Source organism: Nocardia sp. NPDC058114, assembly GCF_042884695.1.
In the GTDB taxonomy this organism is placed as follows: Bacteria; Actinomycetota; Actinomycetes; order Mycobacteriales; family Mycobacteriaceae; genus Nocardia.
Genome location: NZ_JBHVTK010000009.1, coordinates 246561 through 262508 on the forward strand (window position 1 = coordinate 246561; position 15948 = coordinate 262508).

The 15948-nt window shown below is 67.7% G+C and carries 23 protein-coding genes; 8 read left to right on the forward strand and 15 right to left on the reverse strand.

Annotated elements, in window-relative coordinates:
• Positions 1 to 86 precede the first annotated feature (86 nt).
• Entirely contained in the window at positions 87 to 419 is a 333-nt protein-coding gene (locus ACFVVI_RS28675) for an ArsR/SmtB family transcription factor (RefSeq protein WP_378632642.1), read from the forward strand.
• A gap of 95 nt (positions 420 to 514) precedes the next feature.
• On the opposite strand, the gene ACFVVI_RS28680 is transcribed toward ACFVVI_RS28675, so the two are convergent.
• The 4 genes from ACFVVI_RS28680 to ACFVVI_RS28695 all read right to left on the reverse strand — a co-directional run bounded on the left by ACFVVI_RS28680 (position 515) and on the right by ACFVVI_RS28695 (position 2248).
• Complete coding sequence (locus tag ACFVVI_RS28680) at positions 515 to 823, reverse strand: antibiotic biosynthesis monooxygenase family protein (protein ID WP_379314428.1); 309 nt, start codon at positions 821 to 823, stop codon at positions 515 to 517.
• Between the two features lie 17 nt (positions 824 to 840).
• The gene (locus ACFVVI_RS28685; RefSeq protein WP_378993549.1) at positions 841 to 1287 is read right to left on the reverse strand and encodes a hypothetical protein; all 447 of its coding nucleotides are present in this window, start codon (positions 1285 to 1287) and stop codon (positions 841 to 843) included.
• A 73-nt stretch (positions 1288 to 1360) separates the two neighbouring features.
• Complete coding sequence (locus ACFVVI_RS28690; RefSeq protein WP_387447565.1) at positions 1361 to 1783, reverse strand: MarR family winged helix-turn-helix transcriptional regulator; 423 nt, start codon at positions 1781 to 1783, stop codon at positions 1361 to 1363.
• Positions 1784 to 1930: 147 nt separating this feature from the next.
• Positions 1931 to 2248 carry a hypothetical protein gene (locus ACFVVI_RS28695; protein ID WP_101466068.1) on the reverse strand — a complete coding sequence of 106 codons (318 nt, stop codon included), beginning with the start codon at positions 2246 to 2248 and terminating at the stop codon, positions 1931 to 1933.
• 192 nt (positions 2249 to 2440) lie between these two features.
• On the opposite strand from ACFVVI_RS28695, the gene ACFVVI_RS28700 reads away from it, so the two are divergent.
• Positions 2441 to 3295 (forward strand): Ig-like domain-containing protein, encoded by an 855-nt coding sequence (locus tag ACFVVI_RS28700; protein ID WP_378993551.1) that lies wholly within the window; start codon positions 2441 to 2443, stop codon positions 3293 to 3295.
• Positions 3296 to 3320: 25 nt separating this feature from the next.
• Here the strand turns inward: ACFVVI_RS28700 and rsgA are convergent, their stop codons facing one another.
• Complete coding sequence (gene rsgA, locus ACFVVI_RS28705; protein WP_378993552.1) at positions 3321 to 4202, reverse strand: ribosome small subunit-dependent GTPase A; 882 nt, start codon at positions 4200 to 4202, stop codon at positions 3321 to 3323.
• 119 nt (positions 4203 to 4321) lie between these two features.
• Positions 4322 to 5614, reverse strand: a complete 1293-nt coding sequence (gene aroA, locus ACFVVI_RS28710; protein WP_379312575.1) for a 3-phosphoshikimate 1-carboxyvinyltransferase — start codon at positions 5612 to 5614, stop codon at positions 4322 to 4324.
• Between the two features lie 112 nt (positions 5615 to 5726).
• Here aroA and ACFVVI_RS28715 point away from each other — a divergent pair, with 112 nt between their 5' ends.
• Positions 5727 to 6512 carry an SOS response-associated peptidase gene (locus ACFVVI_RS28715; protein WP_387447566.1) on the forward strand — a complete coding sequence of 262 codons (786 nt, stop codon included), beginning with the start codon at positions 5727 to 5729 and terminating at the stop codon, positions 6510 to 6512.
• Between the two features lie 54 nt (positions 6513 to 6566).
• Here ACFVVI_RS28715 and ACFVVI_RS28720 read toward each other — a convergent pair whose 3' ends face one another.
• Positions 6567 to 6878: a hypothetical protein gene (locus ACFVVI_RS28720; protein WP_378993555.1), complete on the reverse strand. Its 312-nt coding sequence runs from the start codon at positions 6876 to 6878 to the stop codon at positions 6567 to 6569.
• 87 nt (positions 6879 to 6965) lie between these two features.
• Positions 6966 to 7442, reverse strand: coding sequence for a Cys-tRNA(Pro) deacylase (gene ybaK / locus ACFVVI_RS28725; RefSeq protein ID WP_387447567.1), 477 nt, complete (start codon positions 7440 to 7442; stop codon positions 6966 to 6968).
• 164 nt (positions 7443 to 7606) lie between these two features.
• Between ybaK and ACFVVI_RS28730 the strand changes: the two genes are divergently transcribed.
• Both ACFVVI_RS28730 and rsrA read left to right on the forward strand, forming a co-directional pair.
• Complete coding sequence (locus ACFVVI_RS28730) at positions 7607 to 8320, forward strand: sigma-70 family RNA polymerase sigma factor (protein ID WP_378993574.1); 714 nt, start codon at positions 7607 to 7609, stop codon at positions 8318 to 8320.
• A gap of 20 nt (positions 8321 to 8340) precedes the next feature.
• Positions 8341 to 8598: a mycothiol system anti-sigma-R factor gene (gene rsrA, locus ACFVVI_RS28735; protein WP_378993575.1), complete on the forward strand. Its 258-nt coding sequence runs from the start codon at positions 8341 to 8343 to the stop codon at positions 8596 to 8598.
• Positions 8599 to 8676: 78 nt separating this feature from the next.
• On the opposite strand, the gene ACFVVI_RS28740 is transcribed toward rsrA, so the two are convergent.
• Positions 8677 to 8751: a 50S ribosomal protein bL37 gene (locus ACFVVI_RS28740; protein WP_022597109.1), complete on the reverse strand. Its 75-nt coding sequence runs from the start codon at positions 8749 to 8751 to the stop codon at positions 8677 to 8679.
• Positions 8752 to 8836: 85 nt separating this feature from the next.
• On the opposite strand from ACFVVI_RS28740, the gene ACFVVI_RS28745 reads away from it, so the two are divergent.
• Positions 8837 to 9052, forward strand: coding sequence for a biotin/lipoyl-binding carrier protein (locus ACFVVI_RS28745; protein ID WP_378632681.1), 216 nt, complete (start codon positions 8837 to 8839; stop codon positions 9050 to 9052).
• A gap of 31 nt (positions 9053 to 9083) precedes the next feature.
• Complete coding sequence (locus ACFVVI_RS28750) at positions 9084 to 10598, forward strand: sensor histidine kinase (protein ID WP_379312578.1); 1515 nt, start codon at positions 9084 to 9086, stop codon at positions 10596 to 10598.
• Positions 10599 to 10712: 114 nt separating this feature from the next.
• Here ACFVVI_RS28750 and ACFVVI_RS28755 read toward each other — a convergent pair whose 3' ends face one another.
• Entirely contained in the window at positions 10713 to 10967 is a 255-nt protein-coding gene (locus ACFVVI_RS28755) for a WhiB family transcriptional regulator (protein ID WP_022567051.1), read from the reverse strand.
• Between the two features lie 251 nt (positions 10968 to 11218).
• Complete coding sequence (locus ACFVVI_RS28760; RefSeq protein WP_378632685.1) at positions 11219 to 12163, reverse strand: diacylglycerol/lipid kinase family protein; 945 nt, start codon at positions 12161 to 12163, stop codon at positions 11219 to 11221.
• 139 nt (positions 12164 to 12302) lie between these two features.
• On the opposite strand from ACFVVI_RS28760, the gene ACFVVI_RS28765 reads away from it, so the two are divergent.
• Positions 12303 to 12707 carry a hypothetical protein gene (locus ACFVVI_RS28765; protein ID WP_387447578.1) on the forward strand — a complete coding sequence of 135 codons (405 nt, stop codon included), beginning with the start codon at positions 12303 to 12305 and terminating at the stop codon, positions 12705 to 12707.
• Between the two features lies 1 nt (position 12708).
• On the opposite strand, the gene ACFVVI_RS28770 is transcribed toward ACFVVI_RS28765, so the two are convergent.
• Genes ACFVVI_RS28770 through ACFVVI_RS28785 form a run of 4 tightly spaced genes read right to left on the reverse strand, consistent with a single transcriptional unit; the run spans position 12709 to position 15748 of the window.
• Positions 12709 to 13386, reverse strand: a complete 678-nt coding sequence (locus tag ACFVVI_RS28770) for an endonuclease V (RefSeq protein WP_378993558.1) — start codon at positions 13384 to 13386, stop codon at positions 12709 to 12711.
• A 3-nt stretch (positions 13387 to 13389) separates the two neighbouring features.
• Entirely contained in the window at positions 13390 to 13875 is a 486-nt protein-coding gene (locus ACFVVI_RS28775) for a GNAT family N-acetyltransferase (protein ID WP_378993559.1), read from the reverse strand.
• Positions 13872 to 14489: an acid phosphatase gene (locus ACFVVI_RS28780; RefSeq protein WP_387447568.1), complete on the reverse strand. Its 618-nt coding sequence runs from the start codon at positions 14487 to 14489 to the stop codon at positions 13872 to 13874. The genes ACFVVI_RS28775 and ACFVVI_RS28780 overlap by 4 nt, the downstream gene beginning before the upstream one ends.
• A 23-nt stretch (positions 14490 to 14512) precedes the next feature.
• Positions 14513 to 15748 (reverse strand): hypothetical protein, encoded by a 1236-nt coding sequence (locus ACFVVI_RS28785; protein ID WP_378993561.1) that lies wholly within the window; start codon positions 15746 to 15748, stop codon positions 14513 to 14515.
• Positions 15749 to 15948 lie beyond the last annotated feature (200 nt).

Consider the following 15948-nt stretch of genomic DNA (forward strand, 5'->3'; position numbering starts at 1 on the left):
CCCTACATGTTTATCTGAACAGATGAACAGATAATAGTCGCGGGCGGCGCCGTCCTGTCCACTCGGCGATTAAGCTGGGCACCGCCATGGGAGAGCCACGCACACTGCACGGGTCGCCGGTCGAACTCGGCCGTCGCGCGATCGGCGACGTCGAGATCAGGGAATGGGCGCAGCGCTTCGACCTGCTGTCGGACCCCGGCCGCCTGGAAATCCTGCTGTGTCTGCACCGCTCGCCCGGCATCAGCGTCGGCGAACTGGCCGCCGCGGTCGGCCGCAACGAGAACGCGATCTCCCAGGCGCTACGCGTGCTGCGGCACGAGGGGTGCGTCACCTCGAGTCGCGAAGGCCGATCGGTCACCAACCGGCTCACCGACCCGATCATCCACGAAATTCTCCACACCATCGGCGCGAAGCACTGACGTCGAGAATCCACTGCTCGCAGGATTCGGCCGCGCCGGAACCCCGCCTCGGCAGGGCCGTCGCGGGGTTCCGGCGCATGGTGAATGCTTGTCGCTCAGGAGAACTCGGCGACCACCTCGTACAGGGCGGGGTTGGCGCGAGCGACCTGACGCGCCTGGTCGACCGAGGCGACGACCGTCGGGTTACGTCCGGCGGCCTCGCAGGCCTCGGCGCTGTCCCAGTGCGCGATGTTCACCAGCTGGAATCGCGAATCGGGCAGCAAGGCACGGTGCAGGCGGACATCGCGGAAACCGGGGGCGGTGCGCATGTGCGCGGCGCGTTCGCGCCACTGCGCGACGAATCCCTCGATGTCGTCGGCGGAAACCTCGATCACATTGATGAAAGTGACACCCTGGTCGGTCATGGGGAGCTCCTGTTCGGTCACGCGGCGGATCCGGGACGGACGATCATGAGAACGACCACGGCCGTCCACAGCAGGTTGTAGATACCCGCGAGCATCGACAGCACCCGCAGGCGCTTGCCGTCGTCGGGCTGGTCGAGGGCTTCGCGCTGCATCGGAACGATCTGCACGGCGAGCAGCCCGCCTGCCACCGCGGTCGTCACCATCGCGGTGGTGATCCAGATTTCGTTCATCCGGCCCTGGATCGTGGCCAGCACGATGCCGATCACCGGCACGATGATGGCGAGTTTCGCGTAGTTCCCGGTGATCCGGTGCATGGCGGCCGCGACCGGCCTGCTGCGCACCGATTCCGGATCGGGCGCGCCCGCGACCGGCGCGTACCGGGGAAAAAGACTGGTGGCGACCGCTGAGCCGCCGACGAAGACGATGCCCGCGAGCACATGCACGGACAACAAGACGTGTTCCAACTACCGACTCCCTCCGACCTTCAATGTGATTGAAGCCTAGCTCGAGTTTCAGCCACATTGAAGGTCGGATTCGTCACGCCTCGGGTCGAGGGGGAATCGTCCCGGCGAACGCGTCGACGACCGCCGCTCCGACCCGCCGCAGAATCGGATCCGATTCCGCCCCGAACAGCTGGGTGTCCACCCGCGCAACCGCTTGACGCGCCTGCGCGAGCAGCCCCGCGCCCGCCTCCGTCAGCTCGATCGCCGACGCCGACCCCGCCCGCGCCGTCCGATCCTGCACCAATCCCGCCCCCACCAGCCCCTTTACCGCGGCGTGCACACTCTGCACGCTCGTCCCCGACATCCGCGCCAACTCGCTGAACGAGGCCCCGGGCACCCCGTTGATATGCCCGAGCAACCCCAGCCGAGCCACCGTCAAATCCAGCGCCCCCAACTCGGCCCCCAACGCCGCCTCCACCCGCCGCGACATCGTGATCACCAAAATGCTCGGGCTCATAGCCGGCGGTCCAGGACGCTCGTTCTCGGTGGTCACCCCCTCATTTTCCCGCACGACACCCCGATAGTCGTGTTCCGGGAGCCGTATTCACTCCGCGTCCGCGAAATAGCCTCGGGGCCCAGCGAGTTCGCTGGGCGCCTCGCCGGCTCAGGCAGGGAGGGCGGGGAGGGTTCTCGTGTGGGTGATCTCGGGGGTGACGGTGATGATGTCGCAGGCGGCGACGATGCGGTGGGGGAGGTCGGAGCCGAGGTGGGTGAGGCTGGGGGTGACGATCGCGGCGGCTTCGGTGGTGGTGACCACGTCGAGCAGGCGGCCGATCGGGTCGGCGGTGCGGTCGCTGAAGACGACGGTCTTGGTGAAGCGGTAGCCCAGGCGTTCGGCTAGGGAACGGATCTGCGTTTCGTCCCAGGACTGGGCGACACCCGAGATGTCGCGGCGCAGGTAACCGATCGCCGGTGGCTTCATGGGGATGACGGTACCGGCGGACAGTGTCGTGGTTGTGAACGCGAGCGAACGCGAGTCGAATTCGAAATCTGAACGAGATCTATTTCGGATTTGGATCCGCCGGGGACCATGGCGTGATCTACTGCTCGCCACTCGGGCGTATCAGCGCCTCGACGACGTCGAGGGCGTCCGGCACGTAGTTGGAGACAGATGATGGTGGACAGAAGAGTGCAGCGCGCGGCCGTTTTCGCCGCCGCGGCGGGGCTGGCGATGACGGCGTTTCCCGGCTCGGCCGTAGCCGCTCCGGGATCGATCACCTGGGATGACGGCAACAGCCATTTCACCCGAACGGTATCGAACACCAACCCGGTGGTCGGCGACACGGTCACCGTGACCACGAAGTTCGAACGTACCGGCATCCCGGTGGAATACATCTACTCGATCAAGGACCTGCACCCGGCGTGCCTGACGCCGGTCGCGGGCTCGGCGAAGATGTCGGGTGACGCGGTCTCGATCGATACGTCGTCGTCGGACTGGATCCGCGCCGAGTTCGGCATCACCAAATACCCGGTGTACCCGAATATCTCGCCGAAGTCGCAGACCTTCGAGATCCAGTACAAGGTCGGCGTGAACTGCGCCCGCGACACCCCGCTGCCGACCTCGATGCACTACGGCGGGTCTCTCGGCGACGGCATCTACCAGGCCAAGGGGCCGGCCATCACAGTGTCGGGCGACGCCGTGTCCAGCACCGCCATCACCGCGGTGTCGGGTGCGCAGGTCGGCAAGGCCGTCACGCTGGAAGCGAGCGTGACCCCGGCCGCGGCGGGCGGCACGATCCAGTTCAAGGCGGGCGACAACGTGCTCGGCGACATCCCGGTCGGCGCGAACGGCAAGGCGAGCATCGTCTGGACGCCGGGCGCCCCGGGTGCCTACAGCATCGGCGCGGCCTTCTCCGGGCGCAGCGGAGTGGCGGGTTCGTCGAGCACCGCGACGGTGACCGTGGCCGAGGTGCCGACCGACGGTGGCGGCGGTGGCGGCGGGGTCGACACGGGGTCGTTCAGCTTCTGAGTGTCACCCGGCACGGAATCGGTTGCTACCAAGCATCGTTGGCGATCAGGGCGGTCAGCAGCGTGCGAATCGCGGCGACCCGCCGTTCCGTGCCGGGCAGCTGATCGAGCGCGCATTCCGGATCGGCAGGCGGCCCGAGATGGGTACAGCCGCGCGGACAGTCCTCGATGGCACCGGCGAGGTCGGTGAACGAGGCGATCACATCGTCGGGCGTGATGTGGGCGAGGCCGAACGAACGCACGCCCGGGGTGTCGATCACCCAGCCGCCTTCGGGTAGCGGTAGCGCCACCGACTGGGTGGAGGTGTGCTTGCCCTTGCCGACGCCGGACACCTCGCCCACCGCCCGATAGGCATCGGGCACCAGACGATTCACCATCGTCGACTTACCGACACCGGAGTGCCCGATCAGCGCGGTGAGCCGGTCGTTCAAGATCTCCAGCACCGGCTCCATCGGGTCGTCGATGCCCGCGTAGAGGATCTTCAGATCGAGACCGTCGAAGGCGGAAGCGAATTCGGATTCCGAGACCAGGTCGCGTTTGGTGAGCACCAGAATCGGTTCCAGCCCACCGGCGTAGGCGGCCACCATCGCCCGCTCGACGAAACCGGTGCGCGGCGGCGGATCGGCCAGCGCCACCACGATGAACAACTGCTGGGCATTGGCGACGACGATGCGTTCGAACGGATCGGTGTCGTCGGCGGTGCGGCGCAGCACGGTGCTGCGCTCGCTCACCCGCACGATCCTGGCCAGGCTGTCGGGCCTGCCGGTGAGGTCGCCGACCACGTCGACCTGATCGCCCACGACGATCGGGGTGCGGCCCAGTTCACGGGCGCGCATGGCGACGATGCGCCGGTCGGCGTCCCCGTCGAGCACGCAACCCCAGCGGCCGCGGTCGACGGCCACCACCATGGCGGGCTCGGCGTCGGCGTGCTGGGGACGGGTCTTGGTGCGGGGACGCGACGACGCCTTACCCGGGCGTACCCGGACGTCGGATTCGTCGTAGCTGGCTGAGGATCGCCCCTGGCGGCTCAGCGCGCCACTCCGTCACTGGATAACGCGGGAGCCAGCATCTGCTCCCACAGCGCGACGAAGGTCGGCAGGGTCTTGGCGGTGGTGCCGATGTCCTCGATCTCCACCCCCGGCACGCGCAGGCCCAGAATCGCGCCGGCGGTGGCCATCCGGTGATCGGCGTAGGAGTGCCACTGTCCGCCGTGCAGCGGGGTGGGCACGATCTCGAGGCCGTCCTCGGTCTCGGTGACATTGCCGCCGAGCCGATTGATCTCGGCGGAAAGTGCTGCGAGCCGGTCTGTTTCGTGTCCGCGCAGGTGGGCGATGCCACGCAGTCGCGAGGGAGAGTCGGCCAGCGCGGCCAGCGCGGCGACGGTGGGGGTGAGTTCGCCGACGTCGTGCAGGTCGATGTCGATGCCCGCCAGGCGTTCCGGACCGTGCACGGTGAGGATGCCGTCGAAGATGCGGGCCTCGGCGCCCATCCGGACGAGGATCTCGCGGATCACGTCACCGGGCTGGGTGGTGCCGCGCGGCCACATCGGGATGCTCACCTCGCCGCCGGTCACCGCGGCCGCCGCCAGGAACGGGGTGGCGTTGGACAGGTCGGGCTCGATGTCCCAGTCGACCGCGCGGATCGGGCCGGGCGCCACGGTCCAGGTCTGGGCGTTGCCGGAATCGGCCGGGGTCTGCACGGCCACATCGGCGCGGCGCAGCATCTCGACCGTCATCTCGATGTGCGGCATCGACGGCAGTGCCTTGCCGTCGTGGTGGACGGTGATGCCCTCGTCGAAGCGGGCGGCCGAGAGCAGCAGCCCCGACACGAACTGCGAGGAACCCGACGCGTCGATGGTGACGGTGCCGCCGCGCAGCGCGCCGGTGCCGTGTACGACGAAGGGCAGCGCGTCACCGTCGACATCGAGACCGAGCTTGCGCAGGGCGTCGAGAATGGTGGACAGCGGGCGCAACTTCGCCTGCTCGTCGCCGAAGAACGCGACATCGCCCGTGGCGAGTGCGGCGGCGGGCGGCAGGAATCGCATGATGGTGCCCGCCAGCCCGCAGTCGACAGCGGCACTGCGCAGGGGCGCCGGGGTGATCTCGAGGATCTCGGCGTCGCCGGTGATCTCGGTGCCGAGGGCGCGCAGGGCCCCGATCATCAGATCGGTGTCGCGGCTGCGCAGGGCGCCGGTGAGCGTGGACGGCCCATCGGCCAGTGCGGCCAGGATGAGCGCGCGGTTGGTGATGGACTTCGATCCGGGCAGGGTCACGGTCGCGTGGACGGGGACCTCGATATGGGGCGCAGGCCAGAAACTCACGTCCCCATCTTCGCTTATGTGCGGTTCGGACGCACCGGTGGTGCGCTTTTTCCGCGTGGGGTGGCGTCGTCGGCGGTGCCTGATGTCGGTGCCCGCGCGTATCTTGACCTTTATGTGTGGACGATATGCGACGACCACGAATCCGGGCCGGTTGGCGGCCGAACTGGACGCTGTCGACGAGACGGGGCTCGACGAGCCGGACGCCGCCGTCAGCTACAACGTCGCGCCGACCACGCAGGTGCTCACGGTCGTGGAGCGGCACGCGCACGGCGAACCCGACGACGATCCGCGGCTGCGGATCCGGTGGATGCGCTGGGGCCTGATCCCGCACTGGACCAAGGCGGCCGAACCCGGCGTGCCCGCCAAGGGGAAACCGCTGTTCAACGCGCGCGCCGACAAGGCGACCACCGCGCCCTCGTTCCGCGATTCGGCCAAGCACAAGCGCTGCCTGGTGCCGATGGACGGCTGGTACGAGTGGCTGGTCGAGCCGTCACCGACCGGCAAGGGCAAGGCGGTGAAGCGGCCCTTCTATATGTCGCACAGTGACGGTTCCCTGCTCTATATGGCCGGGCTCTGGTCGGTCTGGCGGGACCGCAGCCTGCCCGATGCCGAGCCGCTCATGTCGTGCACGATCCTGACCACCGACGCGAGCGGCGAGCTGGCAGGCATCCACGACCGGATGCCGTTGCCGATGCCGCGCGAACACTGGGACGCCTGGCTCGACCCGGATCACCCGGCGCCCGCCGATCTGCTGCGACCGCCCTCGCAGGCGGAGCTGGCGACGATCGTGGCGCGCCCGGTCTCCACCCTGGTCAACAATGTGCGCAACAACGGGCCCGAACTCCTGGTGCCCGACGGGTCATGCGACGACAAGGCCGGGCAGACCACAGTGTTGTGATCGTGCCCGGCCTCGGGTAGCAGTTCCTCAGAGCGAGCCTCGGGTAGCAGTTCCTCAGAGCGAGCAGGGCACCGAGTCGGTGGCGATGTTCAACCCGCACTTGATGACTCCCGTGATCAGATCGATCACCTCGGTGGCGACCCCACCGCCGAGCTTTTCGGCCTTCTCGGCCTTCTCGTCGGTCTCGGGTGCGGTCTTCGGCGAACTCTTCGGCGTGGTGCCCTGGCCGTTGAGCGGATAGTCGCCGGGCTCGGCCTGCGACGGCGGAACCACCTGCGGAACCGCGGTGGCCGGAGCTATAGCGGCAGCGCCGAAAGTGATTACCAGGGCACCGGACAGGGCGGCGATCGTCGAACGAGCGGACATTTTCGCATCACATCCTCGGGTCGAATCGGTCGTACCGGGCGCAGAATGCGTCGAAGTGATTCGGAACGAGGCGCCGACCGGATTGCCTCAGCTGGTGATCGGGGCGGTGACGGCCGCGCAGGCACGCACCAGATCCGCGGGCGCCAACTCGATTTCGAGCCCGCGTTTGCCCGCGCTGCACAGCACCCGATCCCAGTCGAGCGCGGAGGCGTCGACAACAGTGGGCAACTTCTTGCGCTGACCCAGCGGCGAAACCCCGCCCAGCACATAGCCGGTGGTGCGCTCGGCCTTGGTCTTGTCGGCCATGCTCGCCTTCGGCGCGCCGAGCGCGGCGGCCGCCGCCTTCAACGACAGCCGCGCGGGCACCGGCAGAACGGCCACCGCGAGCGTGCCGGATGAGAGTTCGATCACCAGTGTCTTGAAGATCTGCTCGGCTCGCACTCCCAGTTCGTCGCCGAGTGCGTCGACGGCCTCGTCTCCATAGGAGTCGGCGCGTGGATCGTGGGAATAGGAATGCACCGTGTGCGCGATACCGCTGAGGACCTTGATCGCGGGAGTCGACATAAGCGGTCACCTTAATCGCGGCCACGCCCGGTCCGGCAACCAGATTTCCGCCGGTGTGGGAACACGAATGCGGGGGTGCATGTTGCACACAAGTGACAAGCCAACGCGGCCAGAGACGACGTGAAGGAGAGATAGTGACACTGCTGCTCGAGGAGCGTCCTGTCCTGCCACGGGGTGCGCGATTGCCAGTCGATTCCGTCGTGCCGGTAGATTCGGCTACTACGGCGATCGAAGGGATTGGTGTGACGAGCGACGACGACGTGGTGTCCGACGGTGCGTCCGGCACGGAAGTCGACGAAGCCGAGCTGGCGGCCCGGTTCGAGCGCGATGCGCTCCCGATGATCGACCAGCTCTACGGCGCCGCCCTGCGGATGACCAGGAACCCGGCCGATGCCGAGGACCTGGTGCAGGAGACGTTCGTGAAGGCGTTCCAGGGGTTCAAGTCGTTCCGGGAAGGCACCAATCTGCGTGCCTGGCTGTACCGGATCCTGACCAACACCTACATCAACTCCTACCGCAAGAAGCAGCGCCAGCCCGCGCAGTACCCGACCGACGAGATCACCGACTGGCAGCTGGCGGCCACCGCCGAGCACTCCTCGGTGGGTCTGCGCTCGGCCGAGGTGGAGGCGCTGGACGCCCTGCCCGACGACCAGATCAAGTCCGCGCTACAGCAGCTGCCGGAGGAATTCCGGATGGCGGTGTACTACGCCGATGTCGAAGGCTTCCCGTACAAGGAAATCGCCGACATCATGGGCACCCCCATCGGTACCGTGATGTCTCGGCTGCACCGTGGACGCAAGCAGCTCAAGGGCCTGCTCGCCGATGTGGCGCGCGAACGTGGATTCGACCGTGGGGAACGCCAGGAGGTAGTCAAGTGAGTGACGATCCCGATCTCGACATGGACTGCACCGCGGTCCTCGCGGATGTGTGGCTCATGCTCGACAACGAGTGCGATCAGGCCACTCGGCAGCGCTTGCAGGAGCACATGGACCACTGCAGCCCGTGCATCGAGGCCTATGGCATCGAGGAGAAGATCAAGGGTCTGCTCAGCCGCAAATGCGGTGGCGAGCACGCTCCCGAAGGCCTGCGCGACCGGCTGAAGCTGGAGATCCACCGGACGATCTCGGTGACCAGGATCGAGACCACCGAAGGCTGATCAGCCCGGATACGGAAACAGCACGCTCTCAGTAGCTTCTGAGAGCGTGCTGTTGTCGTCTGTGCGCAGCGGCACGACTCAAGCGTTAGGACGCTTGCCGTGGTTTGCGGCGTTGCCCTTGCGGCTGCGCTTCTTACGTCCACGCTTACCCATGGGAGCTCCCTTCTCTGTCTGGTCGAGAGCCATTGTTTCACGTGTGGTTGGCTGTAGCTTCGGCGGATACTAACGAAGGGGTGCCATGCCTGAAGAAGTGCGCGCGGAGATGGTCTCGACCGTGCTCGCTGTCGAGGTCACCGTGGGCGAACACGTCCGGGTCGACCAGACACTGGTGCTGCTGGAATCGATGAAGATGGAGATCCCGGTGCTCACCGAGGTCGAGGGCGACATCACGTCGGTCGACGTCAGCCCGGGCCAGGTTCTCCAGGCGGGCGACCTCATCGCCACCATCGCGTAACTCACCCGAGCAACGAAGCGGTAGATCCAGCGTGGCAACACTGAGCGAGCTCCTGGCCGAACACACCGACCTTCCCGGCATCGCCGTGGACCATCTGCAACGGGTGGTGGGCGATTGGCAGTTGCTCGCCGACCTCTCGTTCTCCGATCTGCTGCTGTGGGTGGGCGCGGGCCCGGTCGTCGACGGTTCCGATGTGGTGTGTGTGGCCCAGATCCGGCCCACGACCGCGCCGACCGTGCATCTCGACGACAAGGTCGACACCACCGCCTCGCGCACCGACTTCCCGCAGGTCTTCGATGCCCTGCTCAGCGGACACACGGTGCGCACCGACACCGAGGTCGAGGTGAGCGGGGTCTATCACCCGAGCCCGGTGCACGCGGTGCGCGAAGCGATTCCGGTGCGCTGCGGCGACGATGTGATCGCCGTGCTCAGCCGCGATTCCGACCTGGCGCGCTCGCGGGTCCGCAGCACCCTCGAAACGGCGTATGTGTCGTGCGCCGACGATCTGTGCCAGATGATCGCCGACGGCAGTTTCCCGACGCCCGAGGATCGGGCGGCCACGCATTCCAGCCCGCGCGCGGGCGACGGATTCATCCGCCTCGATACCGACGGCATCGTCGTCTACGCGAGCCCGAACGCGCTCTCGGCCTATCACCGGATGGGGATGCAGGCCGATCTCGTCGGCCAGGATCTCGCGGTGACCACCCGCTCGCTGATCACCGATCCGTTCGACGCCCAGGAAGTGGTGGCCGATATCCAGGCCGCGCTCGCCGGGCGAACCGGGCGCCGGATGGAGGTCGAGGCGCGCGGGGCGACGGTGCTGTTGCGCACCCTGGTGCTGCGTCCGGGCGGGGAACTGGCCGGGCCCGCGGTGCTGGTGCGCGATGTCACCGAGGTGAAGCGGCGCGATCGCGCGCTGTTGAGCAAGGACGCCACGATCCGTGAGATCCACCACCGGGTGAAGAACAATCTGCAGACCGTGGCGGCGCTGCTGCGATTGCAGGCGCGCCGCACCGAGAACCCGGAAGCTCAAGTGGCACTGACGGAATCGGTGCGACGGGTCACCTCCATCGCCTCGGTGCACGAGATGCTGTCGATGTCGGTGGACGAGGAAGTCGACCTCGACGAGGTCATCGACCGGCTGCTGCCGATCATGGCCGATGTGGCGACGGTGCACACCGCGCGGATCAAGGTGCGCCGCGCGGGTTCGCTCGGGGTGTTCTCCGCCGAACGGGCGACGCCGCTGGTGATGGTCTTGACGGAACTGGTGCAGAACGCGATCGAGCACGCCTTCGACGCGGGGGAGAACGGTACCGTGACGATTCGCTCGGAACGGTCGGCTCGCTGGCTCGACGTGATCATCTCCGACGACGGCCGTGGCCTGCCGTCAGGGTTCAGTCTGGAAGGTTCCGACCGGTTGGGTTTGCAGATCGTGCGCACCCTGGTGACCTCGGAACTGGGTGGCTCGATCGGCTTGCATCCGGGTGCCGATGTGGGCACCGACGCGGTGTTGCGGGTTCCGCTCGGACGCCGTTCCGGGCGCTGAGGCTACGGAAACCTCAGGTGGGCAACAATAAACCCGGCACCGTGAAGGTGCCGGGTTCTCACACATGCGTTACCGGACCGGGGCTGATGGCCCGGCAACGCCAGGTCCGTCGATTCAGACGGAGGTACGCGTACGGGTGCGCGCGTTGCGCCGCTTGAGCGCGCGACGCTCGTCTTCGCTCATTCCACCCCACACGCCGGCATCCTGTCCGGACTTGAGGGCCCATGACAGGCAATCGGCCGTGACGGGGCAGCGGGCGCAGACCAGCTTGGCATCGGCAATCTGCGCGAGCGCAGGACCACTGTTACCCACCGGGAAGAACAGTTCGGGGTCCTCATCGCGACAGATGGCCTTGTGGCGCCAGTCCATTCCTCTGCTCCTTTGCGAGGGCGCCACAAAGGGCGCCTGTAGTTAGTGGATCGTTCACTTGTGCGACTCGAATGTTTCCGCACGGTTGCTTGTGAATGCTTTCACGATCACCGTAGATGTCAATAGGTCTCCGGCGCACCGTGGGGGAGATCACGCTCTAGGCCCCCACAAGGGGAACCTGCCCGGTCCTTTGTACTCGCGTCTCCGGGTTTTCGCAGCGCAACCAGGAGATTTTTCTTGCCGTCCGGTGGTCAGGACGGCTTGGGTGCCACCACGTCGAGCACGCTGGGGACGGATGTGAAATGCACCATCTTGCGTTTTCCGATGAAGTCGCCATCGATTTGCAGGCCGATCTCCTGGCCCGTCTCGATTCGCACGGACGGCACGTCGTCGGCGCGGAAAAGTATGGGCGACTTGGGGTTTCCATTCTCGGCCAGCAACTGCCGCGCAAGCAGCAGTGTGCGGGTCACACTCATCGACCGCACCGCGAACACGCCGAGGCCCGATTCGAAGGTGGTGGTGGGATTCGTGCGAATCGGGCGGTCCTCGAGATAGGTCCACGGACTCGAATTCGTGACGAAGGCGTAATAGACCTCCTCGACCGGATCCCGTCCTGTTACCTCGAGGGTGACGCTCGGATCCTGCCGCCGAGCCCGGAAGAACTGCCGGACCGTGGTGCGCAGATAGCGCGCGGGCGTCGCCTTGCGGCCCTTGGCGCGCGCGGTGTCGATCGATTCGCACACATCGGCGTCGAGGCCGACGCCCGCGCTGAAGGTGAACCATCGGTCGTCGGCGAGGCCGAGCCCGATCCGGCGGTCGGCATCGCGCGCCAGCAGATCGATGAGCTGGTTGGTTGCTGTCACCGGATCGGGGGAGATGCCGAGCGCGCGGGCGAAGACGTTCGCCGAGCCGCCCGGGATGATCCCGAGACGTGGGCGCCACACCTGGTCGTCGCCGACCTGGGGCACCGGCAGGAAGCCGTTGATGGTCTCGTTGACCGTCCCATCGCCACCGTGCACGACGATCAGGTCCATCTCCTGCGTCGATGCCCACTGGGCCAGTTCGGCCGCGTGGCCGCGATGCTGGGTGTGCGCAACGGTCAGCTGCGTTCGGCTCTCCAAGGCGTGAGCGAGCAGATCCCGGGTGGCCGGGGTCGTCGAGGTGGCATTGGGATTGACAATGAGCAACGTCCGCACAGTGCCGAGGGTAGTGCGCGCGGGCGAACACCCGGCGCGCGCCGGGCGCCACGACACGTCGTCGTAGGCTGGGCACGTGGCAGAGCAGGACGTGACAGACGGTGACCAGCGCGAGGGCGGCGACCAGGTGTCGACCGGTATCCCGACGACAGTGCGGGTGGCCGGTGGGCTGGTTTCGCTGGAGGGGCTGGCCGGGGTGGTGACCGCGATCGTGCTGATCGTGCGGGCGCTGACCGGACACGATCAGTCCGCGGCCAGCGGGGTCGGCACCGCGATCTGGTTCGGGGTGCTGTTCGGCGGGGTGCTCGCCGCGGGCATCGGGCTGCTGCGCGGCAAACGCTGGGGGCGGGCCATCGCGGTCATCGCGAACGTGTTGCTGTTGCCGGTGGCCTGGTCGTTGCTGACCGACTCGCATCAGCCGCTGTGGGGAAGCTTGCTCGGGCTCGTGGCGGTCGCCGGATTGGCCGCGCTGTTCGCCCCTGCCACGAGTCGATTCATGGCCCAGGATTACGGCGAGATCCCCGAGGACGACGAGCGTTCGTAGGTCAGGCCGTGGCCGCGCGCAGTGCCTGGCGGCACAGGTGGTCGGCTCGGCGGGTGGTCTCGGGTTGCCGGAAACCCCGCGTGAGGGCCAGTACCCGGTCGCAGGCGGTGTCGAGGTCGATGCGGTGGCCGACCGAGACGAACAGTGGCTTCACCTCGTCGCGCGTGCGCAGCGCGCGCCCGACGACCTCGCCGTCGATCGTCACGTCGCTGGCGTCACCGCGGCGCGGCCCCGGCGCGCGGTATTCGCCCCACACCGATTTGGCGACACCGATGGTCGGAATTCCGGTGAGCAATCCGACGTGACACGCCAATCCGAAACGCCGGGGATGCGCCACACCTTGTGCGTCACACACGAGTAGATCCGGTGTGACAGTGAGCTTTTCCAATGCGGCAACCGTTGCGGGCAGTTCCCGGAACGCGAGTAGCCCGGGCACATAAGGGAATTCCGAAATGCCGTGTGCAACTGCCGATTCCACCGTTTCCATGGTGGCGATGTCGATAATTACCGCGGCCGTCGCGACGGTGCCGTCGTCGGCATACGCCGAATCAATTCCGGCCGCCGTCGAAAATTGCGGCGGCGCGGGGTTTTCGGTGGATACCGAAGGGCGGAGTTCGTCCTGGAGGGCGATCGCCTCGTCGGGTGTCCGTGGCCAATCGTGGGGCAACGCGATGCGCACGGTTCAGCTCGCGGTGGCGGCCAGCGCCGACAGTTCGGCACCGGCGAGTCGATAGCCGATCCACTCGTCTTGCGGTGCGGCGCCGAGAGATCGGTAGAACTCGATCGACGGCGTGTTCCAGGTGAGCACCGACCACGACACCCGGCTGTAGCCGTGTTCGACCGCTTCGGCGGCCAGCGCCGCGATCAAGGCGCGGCCGAGCCCCGTACCGCGGGTCTCGGGTCGCACGTACAGGTCCTCCAGGTAGATGCCGTGCACGCCGTCCCAGGTGGAGTAGTTCAGGAACCAGATGGCACAGCCGACCACGTCACCATCGTTCTCGGCGACATGTGCGAAGAGCGCGGGGGCAGGCCCGAACAGCGCGGACCGCAACTGCTCCGGGGTGAGCGTGCACTCGGCGGGAGCCTTCTCGTACTCGGCCAGATCGTGGACGAGCCCGACCATCGCCGGCACGTCGGCGGGGGTGGCGCGGCGGACGAATGCGCTCATCGGTGGACTCCTTCGATCGGCTCGGTGCGGGTTGTCAGGTTGTGGCCCCAGATGGAGCGGGCGTCGTGGTCGAAGCCGAGCACACTCACCGCACCGGTCGACATCGCGAACCGGCGTCCCTCACGCACCGCGAACTCCGCCCAGCGCGCGATCAGCACCCGCGAGAAGTGCCCGTGACCGACCAGGACCACGTCGCGCCGCGCCAGCTCCGGCTCCGCCCGGGCGAGTACCCGATCGGCCCTGGCGCCTACCTGTTCGACTGTCTCCCCGCCGGGCACGGGCGCGGTCCACACCGTCCAGCCGGGGACGGTCTCGCGGATCTGCGCGGTCGTGATGCCCTCGTACTCGCCGTAGTTCCACTCGACCAGATCGTCGTCGACCTCGATCGGCGACAGACCTGCCAGTTCGGCGGTGTGTCTCGCCCGCAGCCGCGGACTGGTGAAGCACAGCGGATCGCGCAGGTCGAGGGATTTCAGCACCAGCCCGGCCGCGACGGCCTGGGTTTCGCCCAGCTCGGTCAGCGGCAAGTCGGTGAAGCTGGTGTGCTTGCGCTGACTCGACCACTCGGTTTCGCCGTGGCGCAGCAGGACCAGGCGGGCATCGGGTGTGGACATGGGTCCATCATGGCAGTGCGGGTTCAGCCGAGCGCGTAGAGCTGTCCGCCGCGGCGTTCGAAGACCGTGTTGCCCAGGACGGCGGTGGAGATGGTGTCGCCGCGGTAGTCGGTGCGGGCGAGCGGGATCTGGGCGACGGTCGCGCCGTTGCCGCTGTCCACCGCGAGCTGCCCGTCGGGGACCGGTACCAGCAGCCTGCCCGCCATCAGGGCGGGGGTGCCGAGAGCGTCGCGCACCGTCCAGACCGGCTGTAATGAGCTGGAGCTCAAGGCGATCAGGCTGTTGCCGGTGAAGACGTAGATGGCCGAGCCGAGGCGGGTCACTGTGGTGCGCTCGTCCCACGGGGCGGCGAGCTGGTAGGTCGCGATCTCGTTGCCGGTGCCGTCGTGCACGGCGATCCTGGCCGGCAGCCCGAGGCCGGTGGCGGTCGCGGGCGTCGGCGGGTAGTAGACCGCGATCTTGTTGTCCGACACCGCGATCACCCGCATCTGCGGCGCGTCGGCACCCGGTGCGGTGAGCACCCGCGAGCCGTATTCCTCGGGGGCGGTCGATTCCTTCGGCGCCGGATTGAGCACGGTCAGCCGGTCGGTCGCGTCACCCGGGCAGCGCTCGAGCACGGCCAGCCGCGAAGAACTCGACGCGGCCGACCGCAGGGCACATCCGTTGCGCGGCTGGGTGTTCGGATTCACCGGGGCATCCACGTAGCCGTACTCGAGCGTGCGTACCAGATCCGAACGCCACATCTCCAGCCGGTTCGCGCCGAGCGCCAGCAGGTAGGTGCCGTCACCGCTGACACGGATCTCGTCGTCCATGTAGCTGCTGCGCGCGACCCGGCGCGCACCGGTATCGGCCTCGAGCATCACGGACTGGCTGCACCCACGCTGATCGCGATAGGTCGCGATCACGGTCCCGAACTGCGACTCGACCCCGCACAGCGGCATATCCCGGCGATACCACCACAGCTGATTGCCGGTGAGCGGATCGCGCCCACTCACGGTGCCGTGATCGCCGGTCACCACCACATTGCCCGACGTGAGCGCGCGCCTGCTCGACTCGTCGGCGGCGTGCCACTGCTCGCGCAAGGTGGTGGGCAGCTGGGTGGCCGCGGTGACGGTGGGGGCGGGGGAGGCCGCCGTCACCGAATCCGTTCCGGTGGCATCGGCGCGCGCCCATACGACGAACGCCGCCACCACGAGGGTGACGGCGATCGCGACTGCTACGAAGATATCGGCGCGCGTCCGCCGTTCGGGTGCGAGCACGAAGGCGACACTAGCCGATCGGCATCACTGGGCCGAGTTCGCCGTCGTGTGCGGGTGTGACGGGTTCTGGGGTGGGGAATCGGGTTCGGTAGTCCCAGGTCGGTTCGACTGTGTTTGTTGGCGCGCTGGCGCGCGCGTGTCCGCGGCCCTGAGGGGCCGCCGGTCAGGCACCGGGGCTTGCTCCTTCGTCGCCTACGCCC